The 22709-nt window shown below is 59.0% G+C and carries 20 protein-coding genes; 4 read left to right on the forward strand and 16 right to left on the reverse strand.

Translation table 11 applies throughout. The features are described from left to right. The first annotated feature begins 521 nt into the window (after positions 1-521). Together ACN0TS_RS18060 and ACN0TS_RS18065 are read left to right on the forward strand one after the other, a co-directional pair. The gene (locus ACN0TS_RS18060; RefSeq protein ID WP_417260723.1) at positions 522-1256 is read left to right on the forward strand and encodes a FadR/GntR family transcriptional regulator; all 735 of its coding nucleotides are present in this window, start codon (positions 522-524) and stop codon (positions 1254-1256) included. 65 nt (positions 1257-1321) lie between these two features. After that, the gene (locus tag ACN0TS_RS18065; RefSeq protein WP_417260724.1) at positions 1322-2200 is read left to right on the forward strand and encodes an SMP-30/gluconolactonase/LRE family protein; all 879 of its coding nucleotides are present in this window, start codon (positions 1322-1324) and stop codon (positions 2198-2200) included. Positions 2201-2292: 92 nt separating this feature from the next. On the opposite strand, the gene ACN0TS_RS18070 is transcribed toward ACN0TS_RS18065, so the two are convergent. The 16 genes from ACN0TS_RS18070 to ACN0TS_RS18145 all read right to left on the reverse strand — a co-directional run bounded on the left by ACN0TS_RS18070 (position 2293) and on the right by ACN0TS_RS18145 (position 20563). Continuing rightward, complete coding sequence (locus tag ACN0TS_RS18070) at positions 2293-3261, reverse strand: ABC transporter permease (RefSeq protein WP_417260725.1); 969 nt, start codon at positions 3259-3261, stop codon at positions 2293-2295. After that, positions 3258-4808, reverse strand: coding sequence for a sugar ABC transporter ATP-binding protein (locus tag ACN0TS_RS18075; protein ID WP_417260726.1), 1551 nt, complete (start codon positions 4806-4808; stop codon positions 3258-3260). The genes ACN0TS_RS18070 and ACN0TS_RS18075 overlap by 4 nt, the downstream gene beginning before the upstream one ends. Then, positions 4805-5818, reverse strand: coding sequence for an ABC transporter permease (locus ACN0TS_RS18080; protein WP_417260727.1), 1014 nt, complete (start codon positions 5816-5818; stop codon positions 4805-4807). The genes ACN0TS_RS18075 and ACN0TS_RS18080 overlap by 4 nt, the downstream gene beginning before the upstream one ends. Before the next feature lie 63 nt (positions 5819-5881). Next, complete coding sequence (locus ACN0TS_RS18085) at positions 5882-6940, reverse strand: substrate-binding domain-containing protein (protein WP_417260728.1); 1059 nt, start codon at positions 6938-6940, stop codon at positions 5882-5884. 499 nt (positions 6941-7439) lie between these two features. Then, positions 7440-9071 (reverse strand): GMC family oxidoreductase, encoded by a 1632-nt coding sequence (locus ACN0TS_RS18090; protein WP_417260729.1) that lies wholly within the window; start codon positions 9069-9071, stop codon positions 7440-7442. Beyond that, entirely contained in the window at positions 9064-9486 is a 423-nt protein-coding gene (locus ACN0TS_RS18095) for a hypothetical protein (protein WP_417260730.1), read from the reverse strand. Before ACN0TS_RS18095 ends, ACN0TS_RS18090 begins: the two co-directional genes overlap by 8 nt. Positions 9487-9528: 42 nt before the next feature. Next, positions 9529-10692, reverse strand: a complete 1164-nt coding sequence (locus tag ACN0TS_RS18100; protein WP_417260731.1) for a sugar ABC transporter permease — start codon at positions 10690-10692, stop codon at positions 9529-9531. Position 10693: 1 nt separating this feature from the next. Beyond that, on the reverse strand, positions 10694-11542 hold the full coding sequence (locus ACN0TS_RS18105) for an ATP-binding cassette domain-containing protein (RefSeq protein ID WP_417260732.1): 849 nt from the start codon (positions 11540-11542) through the stop codon (positions 10694-10696). Positions 11543-11545: 3 nt separating this feature from the next. Next, positions 11546-12613 carry a sugar ABC transporter substrate-binding protein gene (locus ACN0TS_RS18110; protein WP_417260733.1) on the reverse strand — a complete coding sequence of 356 codons (1068 nt, stop codon included), beginning with the start codon at positions 12611-12613 and terminating at the stop codon, positions 11546-11548. Between the two features lie 611 nt (positions 12614-13224). Continuing rightward, positions 13225-14310: an ABC transporter ATP-binding protein gene (locus tag ACN0TS_RS18115; protein WP_417260734.1), complete on the reverse strand. Its 1086-nt coding sequence runs from the start codon at positions 14308-14310 to the stop codon at positions 13225-13227. Position 14311: 1 nt separating this feature from the next. Continuing rightward, positions 14312-15070: an SDR family NAD(P)-dependent oxidoreductase gene (locus ACN0TS_RS18120; protein ID WP_417260735.1), complete on the reverse strand. Its 759-nt coding sequence runs from the start codon at positions 15068-15070 to the stop codon at positions 14312-14314. Then, entirely contained in the window at positions 15067-15939 is an 873-nt protein-coding gene (locus ACN0TS_RS18125) for a carbohydrate ABC transporter permease (RefSeq protein ID WP_417260736.1), read from the reverse strand. Before ACN0TS_RS18125 ends, ACN0TS_RS18120 begins: the two co-directional genes overlap by 4 nt. Then, positions 15936-16805 carry a carbohydrate ABC transporter permease gene (locus ACN0TS_RS18130; protein WP_417260737.1) on the reverse strand — a complete coding sequence of 290 codons (870 nt, stop codon included), beginning with the start codon at positions 16803-16805 and terminating at the stop codon, positions 15936-15938. Before ACN0TS_RS18130 ends, ACN0TS_RS18125 begins: the two co-directional genes overlap by 4 nt. 57 nt (positions 16806-16862) lie before the next feature. Beyond that, complete coding sequence (locus ACN0TS_RS18135; protein ID WP_417260738.1) at positions 16863-18083, reverse strand: ABC transporter substrate-binding protein; 1221 nt, start codon at positions 18081-18083, stop codon at positions 16863-16865. Positions 18084-18190: 107 nt separating this feature from the next. Then, positions 18191-19015 carry a hypothetical protein gene (locus ACN0TS_RS18140; RefSeq protein ID WP_417260739.1) on the reverse strand — a complete coding sequence of 275 codons (825 nt, stop codon included), beginning with the start codon at positions 19013-19015 and terminating at the stop codon, positions 18191-18193. A 3-nt stretch (positions 19016-19018) separates the two neighbouring features. Then, complete coding sequence (locus tag ACN0TS_RS18145; RefSeq protein ID WP_417260740.1) at positions 19019-20563, reverse strand: sulfatase; 1545 nt, start codon at positions 20561-20563, stop codon at positions 19019-19021. Positions 20564-20751: 188 nt separating this feature from the next. Here ACN0TS_RS18145 and ACN0TS_RS18150 point away from each other — a divergent pair, with 188 nt between their 5' ends. Both ACN0TS_RS18150 and ACN0TS_RS18155 read left to right on the forward strand, forming a co-directional pair. Further along, the gene (locus tag ACN0TS_RS18150) at positions 20752-21447 is read left to right on the forward strand and encodes a GntR family transcriptional regulator (protein ID WP_417260741.1); all 696 of its coding nucleotides are present in this window, start codon (positions 20752-20754) and stop codon (positions 21445-21447) included. A gap of 7 nt (positions 21448-21454) precedes the next feature. Continuing rightward, entirely contained in the window at positions 21455-22402 is a 948-nt protein-coding gene (locus ACN0TS_RS18155; RefSeq protein WP_417260742.1) for a formylglycine-generating enzyme family protein, read from the forward strand. Positions 22403-22709: the final 307 nt, after the last annotated feature.

Here is a 22709-nt window from a genome sequence, read left to right on the forward strand (position 1 = left end):
GCTTGCACGGATGCCCCGGCGTGTTCAGGGTATCCCAACGCCACTGGTCCGTGATGAAGAGAACGATATTTTTAGCGGGCGTCTTTGCGATCACGTGGTGTCCTTTCTATGGGTTTGGAGGGAGGGGCGCAGACGTTCGGGTTTGTTCAAATCTCTTTCTTCTCTTGATGGAGAGGCGATCTGCGCAGGGCCGTTGCCAGCACGCTCCCCTTCTTTGCAGCCACACTCCTCGTCACATGCGCGTCTCATCAGACAGTCCTCCGTCCCGCCTCCCCACTTGTACTTGCGGCGCAAGGGGGAACCTACGCACAAACATAATATGTTTGCATAAGGCGCGTCAATTCAGCTCCTTCGAAAATTGCAACAGACCCCGCGCTTGCGAAGCGACCGCGCCCCGCATCCCCCCCCAACCAAGCCACGTACTCCGACGGGTTTTCCCGTCTGAGGCTTGATATCAAAGACTTTAGGTTGTCATTTCTCCCAAAGGTATTATGATTTTGGAAACACAAGGAGACCTATAAGTGCCCCTGCAAAAGACCGACACTTTGCCCACCTCTTCCAACACGCTGTCCCGATCCCTGTCTGGCCAGATCTCGCGCAAGCTCGGAGAACGCATCCTCAGTGGCGACTTCGCCCCCGGCCAGTTGCTGCCCGACGAGAATGCGCTTTGCGAGGAGTTCGGGGTCAGCCGCACGGCGGTGCGCGAAGCGATCAAAATGTTGGTGGCAAAGGGTTTTCTCGAGGTGCGCCAGCGCATCGGGACGCGCGTTCTGGATGTTCGCCATTGGCAGATGCTCGACCGTGACGTGCTGATGTGGCACCAGTCCATTTCTGTTGAGCCCGAGCGACTCATCAGCCTAATGGAACTGCGCCAATCTATCGAACCCGATGCCGCCTATTTCGCCGCAGCCCGCCGTAGTGACGCGCAACTGACCGCCATTCTCGACGCCTGCGAACAGATGGACGCCCACGCGTCCAACAACAGCGAATACGTGTTGAGTGATGCGCGGTTCCACATCGCGGTGCTCCATGCGGCGAATAATCCCTATCTCGATGCGCTGGAGAATGCGATCTTCGCGGGGCTGATGCTCTCGATCCGCATCACCAACCCCGACGAACAACGCAACCGTAAATCCATCCCCCTGCACTTCTCGATTGCCGAGGCTATCCGCCTGAAAGATCCCGACGCTGCACGCGAACGGATGAAAGACCATCTCGCCGATGCCGCGCGGCGCCTGTTCAAAAGTTGCAAATAGACGCGCAGCCTGTCTGCGTTGGCAGACCACATATCCCCATCCGACCAAGCTCAGGAGACACGCATATGTCCGCTCCGACCTCCTCCCCCGTCTGCGTCCTCGACGCAGGTGCGCTTTGCGGTGAAAGCCCCGTTTGGAACGCGCGTCGGCAGGTGCTGCACTGGGTCGATATCACCCGCGAGACGGTCCATAGCTTTGATCCCGCGACAGGCAAGAACACCACGGTGCAGCTGCCCTGTCTTGTCAGCGCGGTCCTGTTGACCGACGATGCAGGCCCCCTCATCGTGGCCACCGCGCGCGGGTTTGCACGGCTTGATCTGGATACGGGGGCGCTTGAGCCTCTTCACGATCCCGAGCCGCAGATTGAAGGCAACCGCCTCAACGATTGCAAGGCCGACCCGCGTGGGCGTCTTTTTGCGGGAACGATGAGCGAAGGGGCAAAGGGACCGACGGGCGGACTTTGGTGCTATGACGACAAGGCCCCGCAAAAACTCGTCTCCGGTCTGACCATCACCAATGGCCTCGGCTGGAGCCCCGATGCGCGCCGTTTCTATCTGGTGGATAGCGCCAAGGGCGAAATAAGCGCTTTTGACTACGATGGTGAAACGGGAACGGTCAACAACCGGTCACGTTTGGCCCACTACACTCCCGACCAAGGCAAACCCGACGGGCTCTGCGTCGATCAGGCGGGCAACATCTGGGTGGCGTTCTGGGACGGGGCGCGGGTGGAATGCCTCTCACCCGACGGCAAGACGCTCCGCCGCATCCCCCTCCCAGTGTCGAGACCCACAAGCTGCTGTTTCGGCGGGCCAGATTTGACACAGCTCTACATCACCAGCGCCGCCGTGGGCATTGTCTCACCCGACCTTGACGGCGGTTTATTCGTGCTGGATATGGACGTGCCAGGACTGCCCTGCACGCCCCTGCGTGCAGGGGTGGTTTGACGGACGTCTTTTGCGCGAACGTCCCGCAACCGATCCTCAAAAGGAATAAGGAATGAAGCGCCTCCGCGATCCCGTCGCAGAAGCGCCTCCGTTCAATGGGCCTTTGAAGCCTGACGCGCGAAGACCGGACTGCCGATGACAATGGCGAGCATGATCATCACACCGACAAGGAAGGTCTGATAATAGGCGCTGATCCCCAGAAGGTTGATGGAATTGGCAACCATGCCCAGCAGGATCGCCCCGAGTGTCGTACCGACCACGGTCCCGCGCCCACCAGCCAAAGAGGTGCCGCCCAGAACGACGACGGCAATCGCGTCCAGCTCATACCAGCTCCCCGCGAAGGGTTCGGCGGCGGACATGGAGGCCGACAGGGTAAGACCCGCCAGCCCAGCCAGCATCCCCATCACGACATAGGCGCCCAGTTTGAGACGTTTCACGCGGATACCTGCGGTATAGAGGCAGCGCTCGTTTCCGCCCAACCCTTGCAGAAGCCGCCCCGTCACTGTGTGATTGAGCACAAATCCCGCTAGAAGGACCGTGCAGCCCGCCACGATAACCGCATTGGGAATCCCGAAGCTAAAGCCCGAAAAGAGGTTCGTATAACCGTCGCTGAACCCCATAATCGTGCGCCCTCCCGAGGAGATGAACACCAAGCCGCGCACCGCCAGCATCGTACCGAGCGTCGCGATGAAAGCGGGAATATTCAGAAGCGCGATTAACACGCCGTTGGCCAGCCCCACGAGAGCGCCGACACCGATGCCTAGCACGGCAGCCCCGAATGTCCCGCCGATACTGTCATAGCCGTTCTGGAAATAGAGAGCGGCAATGCTGGACGACAGGCCGACGATGGAACCGACCGAAAGGTCGATCCCCCCCGATGTGATCAGCAGGGTCATCCCCGCCGCGATAATCAGGTTGATTGAGACGCGGTTCGCCAGATTTATGATGTTCTGCGTGGAAAAGAAGCTGTCGGTGAGAAAGGTCATTGCCACCGCAATCACGATGATGGCAGGCAGCAGTTGCAGGTTGCGTTCGGACAGAAAGGAGACAGGAGATTTCATGCGTTTGCCTCACGATTGGCAGGGGTTTCGGGAGGAACGGCGGGCGATTGCGCCGTGCCGAATTCGAGCGCCATCAACGAGGCATAATCCAGTTCGCCCCGCGGATAGGGGCCAAAGACACCATGCGACGCAAGAACGTAGATCTGATCACAGACCCCGAGCACCTCTTGCGGCTCCGAGGAGAACAGGATGGCCGATTTCCCTTCTGCGACCAACTCACCGATCAGTTGATAGACTTCCGCCTTGGCCCCGATGTCGATGCCCTTGGTTGGTTCGTCGAGCAACAACACTTCGGTTTGCGAACACAGTTGGCGGATTATCACCACCTTTTGCTGGTTCCCGCCCGAGAGGAAATTGGCCTCGCGGGATAGATATTCGGGCTTCATACTCAGCTTGTCTTTCATCTCAAGCCCGACCGCGCGTTCCGCGTCGCGGTTGATGCCTGTCCAGCCGACAAAGCGGCGCAGGCTGGTGAGTGTCATATTGGCCAGAGCCGACAGGCCGAGCACCAGCCCTTCGGCGCGCCTGTCTTCAGAGACAAGCCCGATCTTGTTGTGGAGCGCATCAACGGGCGAACGCAGTGTCAGCGGTTGCCCCTTGAGCCGCATGGAACCGCCAGCGGGAGCGCGCAGACCCGATAGCACATGCGCAAGCTCGGTCTTGCCGACACCCGCCAGACCGGTAATGCCTACGACCTCCCCCGCACGTGCAGTCAGGGAAACGGGCGGAGTCTTACGCCCCTGAAAGGTCAGAACCTCAAGATTGTCGAGTTCCAACATCACCTCGCCCGGGATGGACACCCGTCTCGCGAATTCGTTGGCCACGGTATTGCCGACCATGGCGGAGACCAGTTCTTCCTTGCGCAATTCACCTTGCTGATTGGGGAAGTTCCCCACGAGTTCCCCGTCGCGTAGCACTACGATACGATCGCAGATCTCCAGCATTTCTTCGAGACGGTGGGAGATGAAGACGCTGGATTTACCCTGTGCCTTCAACTGTTCGAGAATACGGAACAGGGCGCGGGTCTCGTCCCCCGTGAGGGAGGCCGTGGGTTCGTCCATGACGAAAACGTCTCCGCCCTGCATGATGCGGCGGGCGATGGCGATCATCTGCTGCGCCCCCTTCGGCAGGCTCCCCGTGGCGCGGGCGGTATCGATATGCCCGCATTCCAGCTCATCGAGAATGCGGCGCGCGGCCTGTGTCATTTGCGCCTTATCCAGTCCCATACGCGAGGAGATTTCATGGCCGAGAAAGATATTCTCGACGACGCTCAACTCGTCCACCAAGAGGACTTCCTGCGGGATCATGGCAATCCCTGCGGCCTGAGCCTCTTGCGGGTCGGCAAAATGCACCTTCTCCCCGCGCAGGTAGATGTCGCCGCTTGAGGGTTGCTCGATCCCGCACAGGATACGCATCAGCGTTGACTTCCCCGCACCGTTCTCACCGATCAGGCCCAGCACTTCGCCTTCGCCGATCTGGAAATCCACGTCGTGCAGGGCAACGGTTCCCGCATAGCGCTTGGTGATATTTTTTGCTTCGATAATCATTTCGTCCCTGCCCCTTTTCTGCGTTGCGTGCCCACATCGAGCGCCACGGCACCGACGATGATCATTCCGATGGCCACCTGCTGCCACGACACGGGCACGCCCGAGATGTTCAGACCCGACCGCATGGTCGCCAGAATGAGACACCCCATCAGCGTCCCGAACAGGCGCGCACGCCCGCCCGACATCGTGTTGCCGCCAATGATCGGGGCAGCGATAGCTTCGAGCCATTCGGTCGACAGCCCCGCCGTAGGCTCGGCGGCATCAAATGAGGCCGTCATGGTGAAACCTGCCAGAACCGCCAGAAACCCCTGAAAACAGTAGACCCCGACCCGCAGGGCGTTCACGCGCACCCCGCAGATGTAGCAGGTGCTTTCATTGCCCCCGATGGCGCGGATCTGGACGCCAAGACGGCTGCGGTGCATCACCAGCATTGTCAGCAGCAGCACGCCCAAACCGATCACGATCACCATGTCGCCCTTGAAAGCGGAGGTGAATGCGTCGGGCAAGTTGAAAGCAGGAGCACCGCCCGAAATGATCAACGTCATCCCGCGCGCAAGGCTCAACATGGCCAGCGTGACGATAAAGGGTTGCAGTTTGAGATAGGAAATAATTGCGCCATTGGCCGCGCCGATGGCCATGCCCATACCAATCCCCACGAGGGCGGCGGGCAGAACGGGCACGCCTGCGACCATTAGGGCCGCCGCAACCATGGACGAAAGCGCAAGCGTCGCCCCGACGGAAACGTCAATTCCCCCCGTCGCAATCACCAGCGTCATTCCCGTCGCCATGATCAGGGTGAAGGATGCATTGGTCAGCACCCGCTCAAGCACCAGCGGGCTGAAGAAATAGGGTGAGGAGAGGCTGAAGATCACTACGAGCACCGCGAGTGCGGCGATCAGCCCCCAACTCTGGCGCAATGTGTGAAGTGCCGTAACGGTCATGGACCGGACAAATCGGGCCAGCGCAGGCAAAACGCCCTGCGCGCGCCCTGATGGCGTCGTTTGATACATGGAATATGCCTTTGCGCAGTTGGGCCGGAGGCACAGACCTCCGGCCGCTTGAGAGTGTCGCTGTTATTCGCTCAGCTTCGCCATACCGGAGTAGTAGCGTCCGTAATTGGCGATCTTGTCGTCAATATTGGATGCATCCCAGATTTCCTGATTTGCAAAGATCGTATCAGGGATCAGGTCGCCCTTGCCTTCGAGGTAGAGGATGGCCGCCTCGATGGTGTTGTAGCCGTTTTCATATTGCATGAATGCGACCGTTGCATCGAGTTCGCCCTCCTTGATCGCGGTCACGGCATCGGGGATACCGTCACAGCCCATCACGATCACATCGCCCAGACGGTTGGCATTCTTGAGCGCCTGAATCGCCCCAAGCGCCATGTTGTCATTGGACGCGGAGATACAGTCGACTTCGGGATTGGACTGCAGGATATCGCCCGCGACATCCATGGCCTTCTTGCGATCCCAATCAGCGGGCAGCACGGCCACGCTTTCAAGTTGCGGGTATTTCGCCAGTTCCTCTTCGTAACCCGACAGACGCAGGGTCGCCGCGGTCGATCCGGGGAAGCCCATAATATGAGCGATTTTCCCACCCTCAGGTCCGAGTTTCTCTGCACAGTAACGCACGTGGTTGCGCATCTGCTCCGCCCAATCGGTCGAGATGAAGGAGATGATGTCGATGTTGTGCTTTTCCTGATCTTCCGGCGAGATATAGGCGTCGTTCACGTTGATAAGTGGAATACCCATTTCGGTTGCGCGGGCCGCAGGCTCCAGAAGGTTGGAGGTCGAGCTGGGGTTGACGGCGATCAGATCGAACTGGCGCACCAGCATGTCTTCCATCAACTGCTTTTGTACCAGAAGGTCGGTCTCGCCTGGTGCGGCGAAGAATTCGACATCGACGCCGTATTTGTCAGCGGCGTCCTGAAACCCGTTGCGCAGATCGATGAAATAATCGTTGTTGAAGGTCTTGAGAATGACACCGATCCGGTACTTCTCGCTTGGCACAGGAATTTCCCCAAAGGGTTCATAAAGCGCCATTCGATCCTCGGCGACTGCGGTCCCTGCAAACAATAGTGAACTGGTCGCCAAACCCGTGGCAACGAGAGCTTTCTTAAGACTGGAAAACATTTTATCCTCCCAAATGACGGCGCTGAAGTTGCTGCTTCAGGCCGTCGGTGTTGAATGGCCTCTTTCGAGGCGGCTCATCCGGTGGCGCGTCTTGATTGAACCCTCGTCGCGTCACCACTCCTGTTCCGAACCATCGAACGGCACAGAAATCTCATATCCTTTCGCATCAAACCGTCTGCGCAGAAGTACATTCGGTCACAGCCCTATCGGGATTTGAAATCCGTAAGACTTCCTTCAGTCGAAATATCGTATCCTCTGGCAGGGAGCCTGCCAACAATGCGTCGGCTCAATTTGTGCAAGACCTGCGGGGCAAGGCTCGTCGTCACCCCGTGGCTGTCTTTGAGGTTGTAATAAAGCTCTTCAGACATGCGCAAACTTAAACATATGATGTTTCGCAAGTCGAGTCATTTGTTCTCCGTACCGGCGAATTTCTCTACCTTCAAAAATGATTACTAATCAAACCCTTGAGATAATTTTGCCGAGGATTATGCGCATATTCCTAATCAAACAGGTTCCCGATATTCGCCTTAATTTGGTCCCCAATATAAAGCGCCAGCGCCTGTATCGTAGAGGTCGGGTTGACCGCCCCCGCCGTGACAAAAATCGACCCGTCGACGATAAAAAGATTGCGCACGTCATGGCTACGTCCCCAGCCATTGACCACGGATGTTTCGGGATCGTTTCCCATCCGGCATGTGCCCATCTGGTGCCATCCCGCCCGCCACCAGACCTCTTCTGGGTCATTGGCCAGAATGCGTTTGGCACCAGCCGCCAGCAGCACTTCCCGTGCGCGCTCTTGTCCATGTTTGAGCATGGCGCGGGTGTTCTCGCCCAGGCGGTATGTCACCTTGGGCGCGGGGATGCCGTCGCTATCCACCAGATCAGAATCGAGCGTCACACGGTTGTGCGCCTCGGGCAGATCCTCCGTAACCACCGTCAGGCTGGCCAGATAGGGATAGACCTCGTCCATCATCTCCCGATGCGCCTCTCCCCAAGGGATTGGCGCGTCGATCCCGTATCCACCCAAAGCGAAGGTCATCGGGGTGGTCGAGCGTCCCGAATGCAACCCGTAGCCTCGCACGAAACCGCGAGAGGGGTCGTTTTCATAGAACTCCTGACTGAAGATCGAGCAGGCCATCGGCCCCTTGTGCCCCTCCATCGGCGTGTCGAATACGCCTGACACGCCTGTCAGCGGATGGAACATCAGGTTTCGCCCCACCTGCCCCGAACGGTTTGCAAGCCCGTCGGGGAATTGTTTCGAGCGGGAATTGAGCAAAAGGCGCGGCGTGCCGATCCCGTTGCAGGCGAGAATGACCATCGCGGCCTCCTGACGATGCACCTGCCCGTCCGCGCCGTGATAGAGAACCCCCTTAGCAAATCCGGTCTCGTCATCGACCTCGATCTCGCGGACGCGGCACCCCGTTCGCAACTCGACGCCTGCGTTTTCGAGCATCGGCCAATAGGTGAAATTCGCGCCGCCCTTGGCCCCGACTGCACAGCCCAAATCGCAGGTGCCCGCATTCACACATCTGTGTCGCCCGTCACTGTCGCGGCTCAGGATCGACACATCCGACGGCCACCAGTGCCAACCGAGCCTGTTGAAGCCCTGCGCCAGCGTCTGGCCCAGTTTGCCGATCGGGATGGGTGGATTGTCGGGGGCGTATTCTGGATAGGCGGGATTGCCCGCCAGCCCTGACACGCCCGTCATCCTGTCGTTCTCGTCGTAGAAGGGCGCGAGGTCGTCATAGGTGATCGGCCAGTCATCGGCCACGCCATCAAGTGTCCTTGCGCGGAAATCCGAGGGTTTCATACGCGGCCAGTGCCCGAGGAAGTTGATCGTGGAGCCGCCGACCGCGTTGAAGTTCACTGGCGCAATGCAGCTTTCCTCGTTGTTGATCGGATAGTCCTGCTTCAACCGCCGCACGTTGGGATCGGCCGAAAAGGCACCGTATCGCGCCAGTTCGTAGTCGCTTTGACGGCTGGGGAAATCCGTGTCCGACATGCGCGGCCCCTGTTCAAGGCACAAGATGCGCATACGGGTTTCGAGCAGGGACCATGCGATCGCGGCCCCCGAGGCCCCTGCCCCCACGATCAGCACGTCCACGGGATCGTTTTTCACCTCATCACGCATCGCGATAGACCTTTCCCCGCGCACGCACGGGTGCCGTCAACGCCTCCAGCAAAGCGGGAGGCTCAGGCGCGACCTCGTACCCCTCGGGATGGACGGGTGCCTCTTTCACACCGAGGCACGACCGAATATCGGCGCGACTGTAATAGCCCATGTAGGTCGCACGCAGCAGCGCCGCGAAGCTCTCCGGATGCGCCATCTCCAGCCCGCGAACGGTCTCGGGAGAGAGGGGCTCTGCGCCGTCCAAGGCCCGCGCGGCCGTTTCGAGTAACAGGTCCAGCCCGTCGATCTCCTGCGCCACGACGAAATCCACCACTTCCGCAAGCCCCCCTGCGGGGATGTTACGGGACGGGTTGGCGGGGATAAGGATATCCATGATCCCCGCCAAGACACGTCGTGTTTCATCGGACATGGTCATGATGCCACACTTCCTCGTTTTTGCTTCACAAAAGCCTGCACATCACCGCGCGGTTTCCCCACCCGCGCGCGACACGGCATCAATCGCCACGGCCAGAAGCAGGATCGCGCCCGAGAACATCAGCTTGTCCGCCGCACTTGCGCCCGACAGGTCCAACCCATTGCCCAGAGAGCCGATCACCAGCGCGCCCAGAATAGCGTTCCAGACCGACCCGCGCCCGCCGAAGAGCGAGGTGCCGCCAATCACAGCGGCCCCGATCGCCTCAAGCAGCAACGGCCCGCCCGCAAAGGCGTTGAAGGACACCGAGGCATAGCGCGAGGCGCCGACGATCCCACCGATGGCCGCCATCAGCCCCACCAGAGCGAAGGCCGCGACACGGATGCGCTTGACGTTCATCCCGACGCGACGCGCGCTCTCGGCATTCCCGCCCACGGCAAACAGCGAGCGTCCAAATGGGGTCGATGTCGTAATCCAGCCCAGAAGCGCCGTAAGCCCGACGAGCAAGACCACCAGCAAAGGCACCCCGCGATAGCTGTTGAGCGTCGCCACAGCCGCGACCACAAGCACGGCGAAAAAGACGATCTGCCCCCAAACAGCCATCGGCGTGTCGAGTTCCAGCCCGCGCGCCTTGCGCTTGGCCTGACGCGACAGGGTGATCCATGAGAACCAGACAATGCAAAGCGCGGAGACGGCCCAGCCGATCGTCGGAGACAGGGAGATCGTGGTCAGCCCCCGCACGAAGGGATCGCGCATGTTGATTGCGCCGTTCACGCCCAAAATCTTGAGCATAAGACCCTGAAATCCCAGCAAGCCTGCCAAGGTTACAACGAAGGCAGGAATGCCGACATAGGCCGTCAGGACGCCTTGCAACATGCCCATGAAAACACCGAGGGCCATGGCCAGCAGACAGGCTAACGGGCTTGGCACCCCCGCCACGATCAGCACCGCCATCAGCGCAGCACAGACCCCCGCGGTTGCAGCCGCCGAAAGGTCGATGTCGCCGAGAAGCAGCACGAGGGTAATGCCAACGGCCAGCGTTCCGACAACAGCCGATTGCATAAACAAGAAGTAGAAGTTTCGCGGGCTCAGGAACGCAGGTTCCGTGATCCCGAAGTAGGTCCAGATGGCAATCAACGCAAAAAGGACGGGCACAAAGGCCCCGAACCTTGTGGAACGCATCTGCACAAATCGTTCAAGGAGTGTCATGTTACTCTCGCTCTGAATGGGAGGAGGGGTTGGTCTGCGGCGCGCCATCAAGGCCCCGCGTCATCGCAACGACAATCTCGTCGGGTGTGGTCTCTTGCGTGCGCCACGTGGCGACATTCTGACCATGCCGTAGAACGGTTATGCGATCCGCTACCTCGAAAATGTCACGCAAATTGTGCGAGATATAGACAACCGCATGGCCCGTATCGCGCAGCCGTTTAACCACATCTAGAACCTGACGAGTCTGCGCCACACCGAGCGCCGCCGTAGGCTCATCAAGCAGCACCACTGTGCTGTCGGCCCCGACCGCCCGCGCGATAGCGATTGCCTGACGCTGACCGCCCGACAGACCGCCCACCTTTGCCCGCACGGATTTGAGGGTCTTGACCTGCAACACATCAAGTGCCGCTCGCGCCTTGACCTCCATCTCCATGTCGTCGATCGGCCGCAGAAAACGCGGCAGGAACGACCAGCCCGCACGCAACGGCTCATCCCCCAATGACAGGTTCGCCGCAACATCAAGATTTTCGCAAAGGGCCAGATCCTGATAGACGATCTGGATGCCCAGAGCGGCGGCCTCGTTGGGCGATGTCACCGTGACGGGTTTGCCGTCGAGGGTAAATTGCCCCTCGTCCGCACTATGGGCACCCGCAAGCACCTTCATCAGGGTCGACTTCCCCGCGCCATTGTCACCGACGAGTGCGACGACCTCGCCACGCGCCACGTCGAAGCTGACGTCCTTGAGCGCCTCGACACCGCCGAAGCGCTTACACACTCCCGTCACCGACAGGTGCGGTTGAAGCGGCGGGGCCTCTGGCCCCGCCTCCGTTTCTACAATATCCGACATCATGGCTTACGACTTGCAGAAGTCGGTGTCGGCTGCGACGCCTTCGCACACCGCATCTTTGGTGACGGACAGGTCATGCTCGATAACGTAGGCAACACCTTCTGTTCCGACGGCCTCATAGTAATCAACAGGCACGAAGGGAATGTCCGCATCGGCGTCATTCTTGACAGTGCCCTGAACCAGATTGGAAGTATCGTCACCGTTCAACAGCGCCGTCACCACCTTGGCGGTCACAGTGGCCATTTCCTCGAAGGGACGCCAGACACATTGCGTCTGCTCACCGAGCAGGATCAGTTGCAGGGCTTGAACGGTGCAGTCGAGACCCGTGACGGGCACGTTTCCGACCAGACCCGTTTGCTCCGCCATCGAGGCAATCGCGGCACCCGCATTACCGTCGTTGGAGGAGACAACGCCCTGAACATTGTTGTTCAACTGCGTCAGCGCCTGATCCATGGAACGGCGCGCAATCGCGGGGTCCCAACCTGGCGTCCAGTTCTCATAGCCAAGAACGCGCTCACCGCTATCGAACAGCGGTTGAAGCACGGACATCTGCCCGTTGTAGATCACACCAGCGTTCGGGTCGGTCGGCGACCCTTTCAGCAGAACGAGTGTATCGCCCTCTTTCGTGCGATCCACTACATGCTGCGCCTGCGCGGCACCAGTGGCAAACATGTCCGCCTGCACCCAGAAATCGGTGTTAGGCGACTGCATCATGCGGTCATATGCGATGGCGGGCACACCCTCTTCTTCGGCAGCATCGGCAATAATCGCCGCAGCCTCGCCGTCAATCGGGATCACGACCAGCACCTTGGCACCACGGGTCAGGGCCTGTTCGGCCTGACGCTGTTGGGTGGCCACATCGTTGTTGGCGTTGAATACTTCGACAGTGGCATCTGGTGCCATTTCAGACATCGCTTGTTTGAAGAAAAACGCATCCTGTTTTTCCCAGCGTGCGTTCACGTTCTCAGGCAGCAGCATGACCACGAGATCCTCGGCAGACACGCTGCCAGCCGCCATCAGAGCCGATGCGGCAACGCCTGTCGCTAGAACGCCATTCTTAATTTTCGAGAACATCTTATCCTCCTCCTAGATGTCAAAGTGCCAAAGGCACGTCATAGCGGGTGATTGTGCCGCCCATTCTTGGGGCCGCTTCACGGGCGGTTGCGTCGAAGAACGTCAGACAGCTCCCCCCGAAACCGGCCCGCTCACCCGAGGGCCGGTGTCAAATGTTATGATCAGCGCGCATCATCCTCATCACGCGCCAAAGCATGCCACAATGCTAAACATCATATGTTTGACGAGTCCAGATATTTTAGGCGTAAATGAGAAATTTGCACGCAATAGATTGATATTGCTTTACATTTGCGGACACACCAAGAAACGAAGCAGCCGACATGCGCCGCCCGATTTTGCCATTTCGCACCAAATTCGCGCGAAAAGCCCCGCCGCGCGGTGCCGTTCCGAAACCCGTTTTGGTGCCCATACCGCCTCACGGGCGCAGGGAAAACCGCGCCTGTCCACGCGGGATTCGGGCAAAAGATGCGGGTGGTTCTGCGCACAGCGCGCAGTTTATTTGGCGGGTTTGAAGAGGGGGATTTTACCCCGTGCGCCCTGCCCTTTTCGGGAGGCGGGCACGGGGTGGGAGGAGGCACGGCCCGACAGACAGGCCGCGCCCGAAGCGTGATCTAGCGGATACGCTGTTCGGTTTTTGCGTCGAAGAGCAGCGCGGAGCTGGCATCGAAACCGACGGTCAGGACGCCGCCCGCTTCGGGGCGCGACTTGCCACGCAATTCGACGATCACGGGATGGGTATCGCCGTCCTGCGAGGAATAGGCATAGGAGACGCCGCCGAGGTTCTCGACCACATCGATATTCAGGTCGGCGCGTAGCTCCCCGTCGCTATTGAAATGCTCGGGCCGCAGGCCGAGTTTCACCGCCTGCCCGTCGCGCGGAACATCATTCAGCGCCACAGGCACGACCAGATCGCCAAGGCGCGGCACGGTGACATGGGCCACCCCCGCCTCCGCCTTGGTCACGGTAGCATCGAAGAGGTTCATGCGCGGCGACCCGATGAAACCCGCGACGAAGAGATTGTCGGGGTCTTCGTAGAGGGTCACGGGTGCCCCCGCCTGCTCGATCCGCCCGTCACGTAGCACCACGATCTTGTCAGCCATAGTCATCGCTTCGACCTGATCATGGGTCACGTAAACCATTGTCGCACCGAGCTTCTTGTGCAGCTTGGTGATTTCCACGCGCATCTCGACACGCAACTCCGCATCAAGGTTGCTCAAGGGTTCGTCGAAGAGGAACACATCGGGTTGACGCACGATGGCGCGACCGATGGCGACACGCTGGCGCTGGCCGCCAGAGAGCGCCTTGGGCTTGCGATCCATATAGTCTTCAAGCTTGAGGATCTGCGCAGCGGCATCGACCTTGCGCTTGATCTCGTCCTTGTCGGCCCCGCCGATCTTCAAACCGAAGCTCATATTCTCGCGCACGGTCATATGGGGATAGAGCGCATAGGTCTGGAACACCATCGCCACGCCGCGCTTGGCGGGATCGGCGTGGGTTACGTCACGACCACCAATGGTCATCCACCCTTCCGTGGTCTCCTCAAGCCCCGCAATCATGCGTAGCAATGTCGACTTGCCGCAGCCCGACGGACCAACGAAGACGCAAAAGTCTCCGTCTTCAACCGTCAGGTCCACACCATGAACCACCTGCGTCGCGCCATAGCGCTTGATCACATCCTGGAGCGCTAGCTCGGCCATTTCAGGTTCTCCTCACATCAAATACATCCAGAAGCGCGGACATGCCCCGATCCGCCACGACCTCGGAGCCGTTAAGCGCCGAGCCCGCGTCAGACAGCAGAAACACCGCCAACGCTCCGATTTCATCCACGGTGGTCACTTCCCCGTCCGCCGTCCACGAGCGGAAGAGCGCGTCATTGGCGGGGTCTTCCATTGCCGCATCAACAATTTCGGTGCGGGTCATGGCGGGGCAAATCGAATTCACGCGCACGCCCATTGGCCCCAGTGACCACGCCATCGCGCGTGTCATCGCTGCAATGGCGGCCTTGGTGCCTGCATAGCCCTCATGGCCCGGATTGGTGGCACGCGCATGGACCGACGATAGGTTGACGATCGCGCCCGTCCCCGCCGTAGCCATAATCCGCCCCGCCGCCTGAGATCCCACAAGGACAGAGCGTTGATTGACGGTCCAAAGCGTCTCCATCTGCTCGCGGGTCATTTCAAGGAAGGGCGCTTTGATAGTGACGCCCGCGTTGTTCACCATACCGTCGAGACGGCCGGCACGCTGATGCGCTTGGTCAATCGCGTCCTCGAAACGGTCAAGATCGGTGACGTCGACCTGCATGAAATGCGCGCCGATATCGGCCAACACCTTTGCGCCGTCAGGGTTGATATCAATTCCCGTCACTTCGGCCCCCGCCGCGCGGCAGGCCTTCGCAATGCCAAGGCCGATACCTGCGCCCGCGCCTGTGACGATGATATGTTTCTTATCGAGATTCATTTCACAGCTCCTGCCGTAGCACCGGCCATAATCTTGCGTTGGAACACCGCGAACATGATCAACAGCGGAAGCGATCCCAGAACGGCTGCGGGGAAGAGCTTGGTCGCGTCGATCCCAGTGTTGCCGACGAATTTGTAGACAGCGATCATGACCGTCAACTTGTCTTTGTCGGTGAGAAGCAGCAGTGGATAGATGAAATCGTTCCACACCATGATCATCACAAACAGCGAGAGCGTGGCGGTCACGGGCGCGAGCAGCGGACGGATCACGTGCCAGAAAATCTGCCAGTTGTTGCAATTATCAAGCCGCGCGGCCTCTTCGAGGTCGATGGGGATTGCGGCAATAAAGCTAGTGTAGAAGAACACCGCCAACGGCAGTTTCAATGCGGCAAAAGCCAGAACGATGCCGAGATAGGTGTCAAGCAATCCGAGATCGCGGAAGATCACATAGATGGGCGTGATCGTAACAAAGTTCGGCGTCGCCAGCCCGAGCGCCATCACCATGACAATGGTACGGCTTACTCGGTTTTGCAAACGCGCCAACGGATAGGCAGCCATCGCCCCTGCAAACACAACGACGACAATCACCGAGATAGTAATGCCCATCGAGTTGAGGACCGAGCGGACATAGCCCATCGACGACAGCGCTTCCATATAGTTGCCCCAATAGAGACTGTCAGGCAGGCCAAGCGGGTCTTGAGCGAGTTCAGTTGATGTCTTGAACGACATCATCACCATGTAAATGAGCGGCAAGAGCATGATCGCAACAAGCGCCAACACAATACCATGCACCAAGACAGATTTTGTTCTGCGTTTCGTGAGGTCCCAATCAACACCGCGTACGGGAGTGTGTGCGTCTGAACGGTTCATGATGCATTCTCCCGATCACGCAAAACTTTGTTTTGGACAAAGGCCACCGCGAGAACAATCACCAACATGATGATGGACAAGGCGCTGGCGAAGCCGAATTTATACTGGCCAAAGAGGTTGTCGATGATGTCGATGGACATCAGACGCGTCGCGCCATCGGGGCCGCCTTTGGTCAAGATGAAGGGCAATTCGAAGGTCTTGAGCGTGCCGATGGTTGTCAACATAACCGAGACGGTAATGGACGGGCCGAGCAGCGGGAACTCAAGATAGCGGAACCGCTGCCAGCTCGACGCCCCTTCAAGGCGCCCTGCCTCATTGATCTCTTCGGGAATGCCCGCAAAGCCTGCAAGGAAGATCGCACAGGTGAAACCCGTGAACATCCAAATCTGTGTAAAGGCCACCGAATAGAGGGCAAGATTGGGATCTCCGAGCCAGTTCTGCTCCAGCGCACCCAGACCTAGATCGCGCAGGGCGACGTTGATCCCGCCGTTGAGGGGGGAATAGAGGAACTGCCACACGTAGCCGACAACCACAAAGGACATCATCGCAGGCGTATAAAGCGCGGCGCGGCTGAAGTTGCGGATCAGCGGCAGCCGGTGCAGCATCGCGGCAAAGAACAGCCCCGTAACAGTGAGCGAGGAGACGACGATGACCGTATACCACAATGTCAGCCAGATCTCGCGGATGTAGCGGTCGCGCGTAAAGATGCGTTCATAGTTGCGCCAGCCAACGTCCTTGGCTTCGCCTATACCTTTGAAATTGGTCAAGCTCATATCGAAGGTCAGGAAGACCGGATAGATAAAGAATAATCCGATCACCAAGATCGCTGGTATCGTGAACCAGTAGAGTGAATGTCGCGCGCGCATAGCTCGCCCCCTCAATAGCGGAGTGATGTGGCCCACACGAGGCGGGCCACATGAAGTTTAAAGGTTGTCTTCAACCACGTCGTCCCAACGCTGCAGCGTATCTTCATTGGGTTTATCGATGTTGAGCAAGAAGCCTGTGAGACTGTCTTCCCATTCCGACTGAAGCGGCTTGGGGAATTCGAGCGTGGAAAAAGGCCAGAGGATCAAGCTACCTGCATCGCGCGCCTGCGTATAAGGCGCGGTGAGATCAGGCATGGTCGGCGTACCGCCCGTATAGGGGCTGTAGGCACCATCCTCTTTCAGGAACACTGCGAGGTTTTCCTCGACAGTAAAGAAGTCCACCCATTTGCGGGCGGCGTCTGCATGTTCGGCATCACGCGGTATCGCCCAACCGGGGCCGACGAGGTCAAGCGCGAGGCCATACTCGGTGAAGGCCGAGGGCATCGGGGCGAATTGGTAGTTGAGCCCCTCAACATCGGAGAAGTTACCGATATTCCACGCGCCTTGCGGCAAGATTGCAACGTTGCCTGAACGGAACTCTTGCGGTGCGGTAGCCCAAGGGTCGAGACCCGCTTGCAATTCAGGATCGAAACACTGCGCGTCGACCAAATCACGAACGCTGTCGAGGGAGGCGTTGAAATTCTTGTCACCGACAAATGTCCGCTCGCCAGAGCCGTATTCAGCGGGGGAAATCCCGTTCGGGTCAATCCCGTTGGCCCCAACATAGAGCATAGCAGGGAACGTCCCTGCAAAGATCATTGGCGCGATACCTTCTGCGGCCAGAGCCTTGCATGTAGCTTTAAGCTCGTCGAGCGTGACGGGCGCTTTCTCAATGCCCACTTTTGCCAACAGGTCCATGTTGACGAAATTGCCCATGCCAACGACCTCAAGCGGATAGACGAGAATTTCGTCTCCAGAGGACATGACATCGCGCACCGCTGGGATCATCGTTTCGTACCACGGGCTGTCGGCGCCAAGGTCGGTCAGGAACCCTGCCCCGCCCCAAAGGTCCACCAGCGCACTGTCGACCATTGTGACGTCAGGCGGATTACCACCCTGAAGGCGCGGTGGGATCACCTTGTCGACATCCTTACGCGCGACATAGGTCAGCTCCACGTCAATGTCAGGGTTTTCAGCTTCGAATTTCTCAATAAGCTCAGGCAGGCCTGCAGGTTGCGCTTCGCTGCCTTTCCAAGCGACAACATCAAGGACAGTCTGCGCGCTTGCAGCCACAGGCATGAGGCTCGTGGCAAGCGCCAAGCCAAGTAAAGAAGTCATGGTTCGTGTCATAATTAGAATCCTCCTAACTTTCATATTATCATTAGGGTCGTAACTCGTACACTATTTTCTAATATAATGTACGATTTTGGCGATAGGGACCATTTTTATACACGATTTCCAGAGGCTACCCGCAGTCTGCACTGCCATTGCAGGCTCTGCCCCGGCATTAATTGCGCGGCCCTCCCTGCCTTAATCGCATCCGAAAGAGCGCCAAACGGTGCCGAGGCAGGTTCGATTCCGATCTGGTAGAGGGGGTTTTCAACAGGCCATCCGCCATAAGAGAACCAAAGACCGACGCAAGCCGCGTCCCGTAGACGCCACGAGAATTCCACCCCGCCCTGCGGGCCTGAAAGTGCCACAGCTGCCTTACCCTTCACGGGGGCGAAATACTTACCCGCCACGCCGGCATCGGGTCCGAGGACAGGACCGAGCATCACCTCGCTGCCCTCCGCATCGCGCCAAGTACCTATACCAGAGGCGACAATGCGCTCTCCTTCCCTACAGGCCAACAGGCAATGCTGACTCCACAGCCACGGCAGTGGCGCATCATGGCGGGAGATCAGCGTGTAGCGCAATAAGACATAGTCACCCGCGAGACGGATCGCGCGGCGAAAGCGGAAGCGCGGATCGTCGTAGGTCGCAACAATGCCAGATCGCGTGGCGCGACAATCCCACGGGCGCCCCCAGAGCGCCCCGTGGTCACGAAGACCTCCACCCCATGCCGAGACATTACAGGGGGCCACGGTGGGAAAGCACTCGTCCCATCCGTTCGGTACGGCCTCAATATAATTGGCATCATCAGAGGTCGCCCCCCTGCACTCACCCGATACAATCCAGTTACGGCCCGTGCGCAGGTCAGTCAGCTCGGTAATCCGCGCACCGAAGTCAGCGGCGAGCCGTAGCCGCACGATCCCGTTCGAGACCTCCAAGAATCAGTGCCAGCCGACCCGCGGCGCACGCGGGATTTCGTCATCGGCACGAGCGCGGATCATATCCATATGCTCGCGGCGGATCGCAGCCGCACCCGCATCATCGAAGAGGTTCACCATTTCATCAGGGTCGTTCTCCATATCATAAAGTTCTCCCGTGTTGGTGTTGAGATCAACCGACATCCTGTAGCGCTGGCTGCGCACCGTACGCAAATCGAGATCAATGGCGCTACGCTTTGCATCCACTTCGAATTCACTCAACGCAAAATCGCGACTCTCAGTGCCGTTGATCAGCCCCATCCACGACGTGCCATTGTCCTCTTCTGCATCCAGACCGCAAAGCTCGGCCAGCGTCTTTCGGATATCAATCGTATTCACGGGATCGTTGATCACCTTGCCACCCTCAATGCCAGGCCCACAGATCAGACACGGCACACGCAACAGCCCATCATAGAGCATCGGCCCCTTGAGCAGCAGCCCGTGATCGCCCATCCATTCGCCGTGATCGGAGATGAAGACGATGATGGTGTTATCCAACTCGCCGCGCGCTTCAAGCGTATCAAGAATGCGCTCGACCTGTTGATCCACCGCCGAGATCATGCCGAAATAGATCGCCGTGATCTCGCGGATCGCAGCCTCCGACATATCCCCGCGCTGACCCCAGTCCTTGCCGCCCGCATTATGCTCCGCGCCCTGCTTGATCTTGTCGCGCCCGGCCAAAAACTCGCGGTGCCACCACGGACGATTGTCGAGATCCAATTCGGGATGTTTGGCAATCACAACCTCGTCGGGATCATACATGTCGCACCACGGGCGCGGCGCAAGGAAGGGCGGATGGGGATCAGGGAAGGACACCCAGGCAAAGAGCGGCTTCTCGCCTTGCTCGTCAAGCATTTCAATCGTGCGCTCTCCGATCCAAGGCGTAGAATGCCACTCCTTCTCTAGCGCGGACCGCCATGCTTGGAAGTTGCGCGGTTCTGGCGGCAGGGGGTCTTTGGCGCGGTCCCAACGCTCTTGCCCTTTACCATCCGCGTCCAACCAGTTCTCGTAGTGCAACGTCTCAGGGGCGGGATACCATTTCGTGTGGTGATGGGGTCGCAACATCAATTGCACATTATCGAACCCGAAATATTCTCCGTGCCAGTCAGATCCGAAATCCTTGGCGCTCGTATAGCATTCGGGACGCCCCGTCGGCTCGAACGTCTGCTGACTGGACAGATGCGCCTTGCCGATGAAATGCGTGTCATAGCCCGCCGCACCGAACAGACCCGCCAGCCCCTGCGCCCCGAAGCTGTAATCAAGATCACGCCCGTTATCACGGACACCGTGACTATAGGGGAGTTTGCCCGTCAGGATCGAAGCCCTCGCGGCCTGACACATGGGGTGCGGCGTGATACATTTGGAAAACCGGACGCCTCGCGCACCGATGCGGTCAATCCCGGGGGTTTTCACACCGCGCCCCTCGGGACCGATGCAATCGCCACGCTGTTGGTCGGTTGAAATCAGAATGACATTGGGCTTGCGGGTCAAGGTGGTCTCTCCAGTCATGAGTGAATCGGTGCGGCTTTTGAGTCTTCACGACACGCAACCACATCACCAATCGTAATATGTTTGACAGGTTGGCGACAAGTCATTTACGATACATTTGATCAAATTAATAAAAAATAGTACATCATTTTTACAATTTCTGCGGGCCATTTGCCCGACCCATTGCACGACGCAGAACGGACAGGCCGATGACAACAACTCAATTTCCTCTCTCGATCAGGGCAAGCGCTGAAAACGAGGGCGAGAACGCAATCTTCCACAAGATCCGCCACGAGATTCTCGCAGGAAACCTCCCCGCAAACGAACGCTTGAAAGTCAGCGATCTGGCCAAGAAATACGGGGTATCCACAAACCCGGTACGTGAGGCTCTGCAACAGTTGCGCGGTGAAGGATTGGTGGTTTTTACTCCAAATCAAGGGGCTAGGGTCCGCACCATTGACACGAACTTCGTCCGTGACGTCAGCGAAGTCGGGCAGCAACTCGAGCCCTATCTCGTCAGGTTCTTTGCCGAAACCGCCAGTCAGGACGACATCGACAGGTTGGAGGCGATACAGGATGAGATCGAGCGACTAAATTTTTCCGACAAAGGCAAACATGCCGATCTCGACTGCCAGTTCCACACCACGCTCTACGGCAACCACTACAACCGCGTGGCCTACAAACTGTGGCAACAGCACCGCCAGATTCTCTGGGCCATCTCAACCCGCGTGCCTGTTGCAATCGGTCGCCGCGAGGCGATTTTTCACGAGCATCGCAAACTAATCGAATGTATCAAACGTCAGGATGTCGATGGCACGGTAGAGACCCTATATCACCACGTCCGGGATGCGGGACGCCACCTGGTCGACCGTCTCAGCATCGTCCAACGCAAACAGGGGGACTAGGAAGCCGATGAGCAGCGAGACAAAGACATGCTGCGCCAGCCGTAACGCAACCGCCCCCTCCAAACCCGTAGACACACCCGCCTCCACAACAGAAGCGGGCAACGGGGCGCCCCCCCTCCCCCGCGATTGCGTGCGCGTGCCGGGCGGGCGGGCTCTGGTCGGAACAGCAGATGCCATCATCCCCGCCGATGGGGAAGCCCCGCTCACCGAACGCCGCGTGAAACCGCTGGACTGGGAGTGCGGAACAGTCACCGTCGCGGCCTTCCGCCGCTTCGTCGAGTCCACAGGCTATGTCACCGAAGCCGAGCGTTTCGGCTGGTCCTTCGTCTTTTACACCCACCTTCCCGAGGGGCTGTCAGATACGCTGGGCGTGGACGGGCTGGAATGGTGGCGCAAGGTGGATGGCGCGACGTGGGCCATGCCAAAAGGACCGCAGGGCGACCCCGCCCGCGACGACCATCCCGCCGTTCACGTGTCATGGAATGATGCAACCGCCTATGCCCGATGGGCAGGCGGGCGGCTTCCCCAAGAGCATGAATGGGAACACGCCGCGCGCGGCGGGTTGGGAGATGTGCGGTTCCCGTGGGGAGACAGGGAACCTGACGACGACCACTTCCAGCCCTGCAACATATGGCAAGGCACATTCCCGCACGCGAACACCTGCGCCGACGGCTACGCCTCAACCGCGCCAGCCATCAGCTTCGAGCCGAACGGCTATGGCCTCTACAATATGGTGGGCAATGTCTGGGAATGGACAGCAGCCCCCTTCCGTGTCCGTTCGCTCAAGAAAACCGCTCGCAATGCAGACAGTGGCGGTGCGCAGCGGCTGCTCAAAGGGGGATCGTTCCTGTGCCACGCCAGCTACTGCTACCGCTACAGGATCGCTGCGCGTACGGGCAACACCCCTGATTCCACATCCTCCCACACAGGATTCCGCGTGGTCTATTCCGCCTAAACAGCAGGTGGTTTCGGTCAACCAAAACAAAATACGAGCGAAAACTCCAAATACAAATGGCTGGGAAATCGGGTTTCAGAAAAATCCAACCAGCAATCTCTTACTATGAATGAGGGGCCAACGGAAAACCGAACAGAGGAAACCACCACTGTGGCGAGCGGTGACGCCCCTAAATCCAAACCTACAAGAGCAGCCCCATAGAAAGTCGCTCCACCCTCTTAAACCGGCACCCCCGCACCCGTCTCATAGGTCTCCGTATCACAGACAAAAAAAACGGCCCGACCTGGGAAGGTCGGGCCACTTGATT

The organism is Celeribacter sp. (assembly GCF_048266405.1).
Lineage (GTDB): Bacteria > Pseudomonadota > Alphaproteobacteria > Rhodobacterales > Rhodobacteraceae > Celeribacter.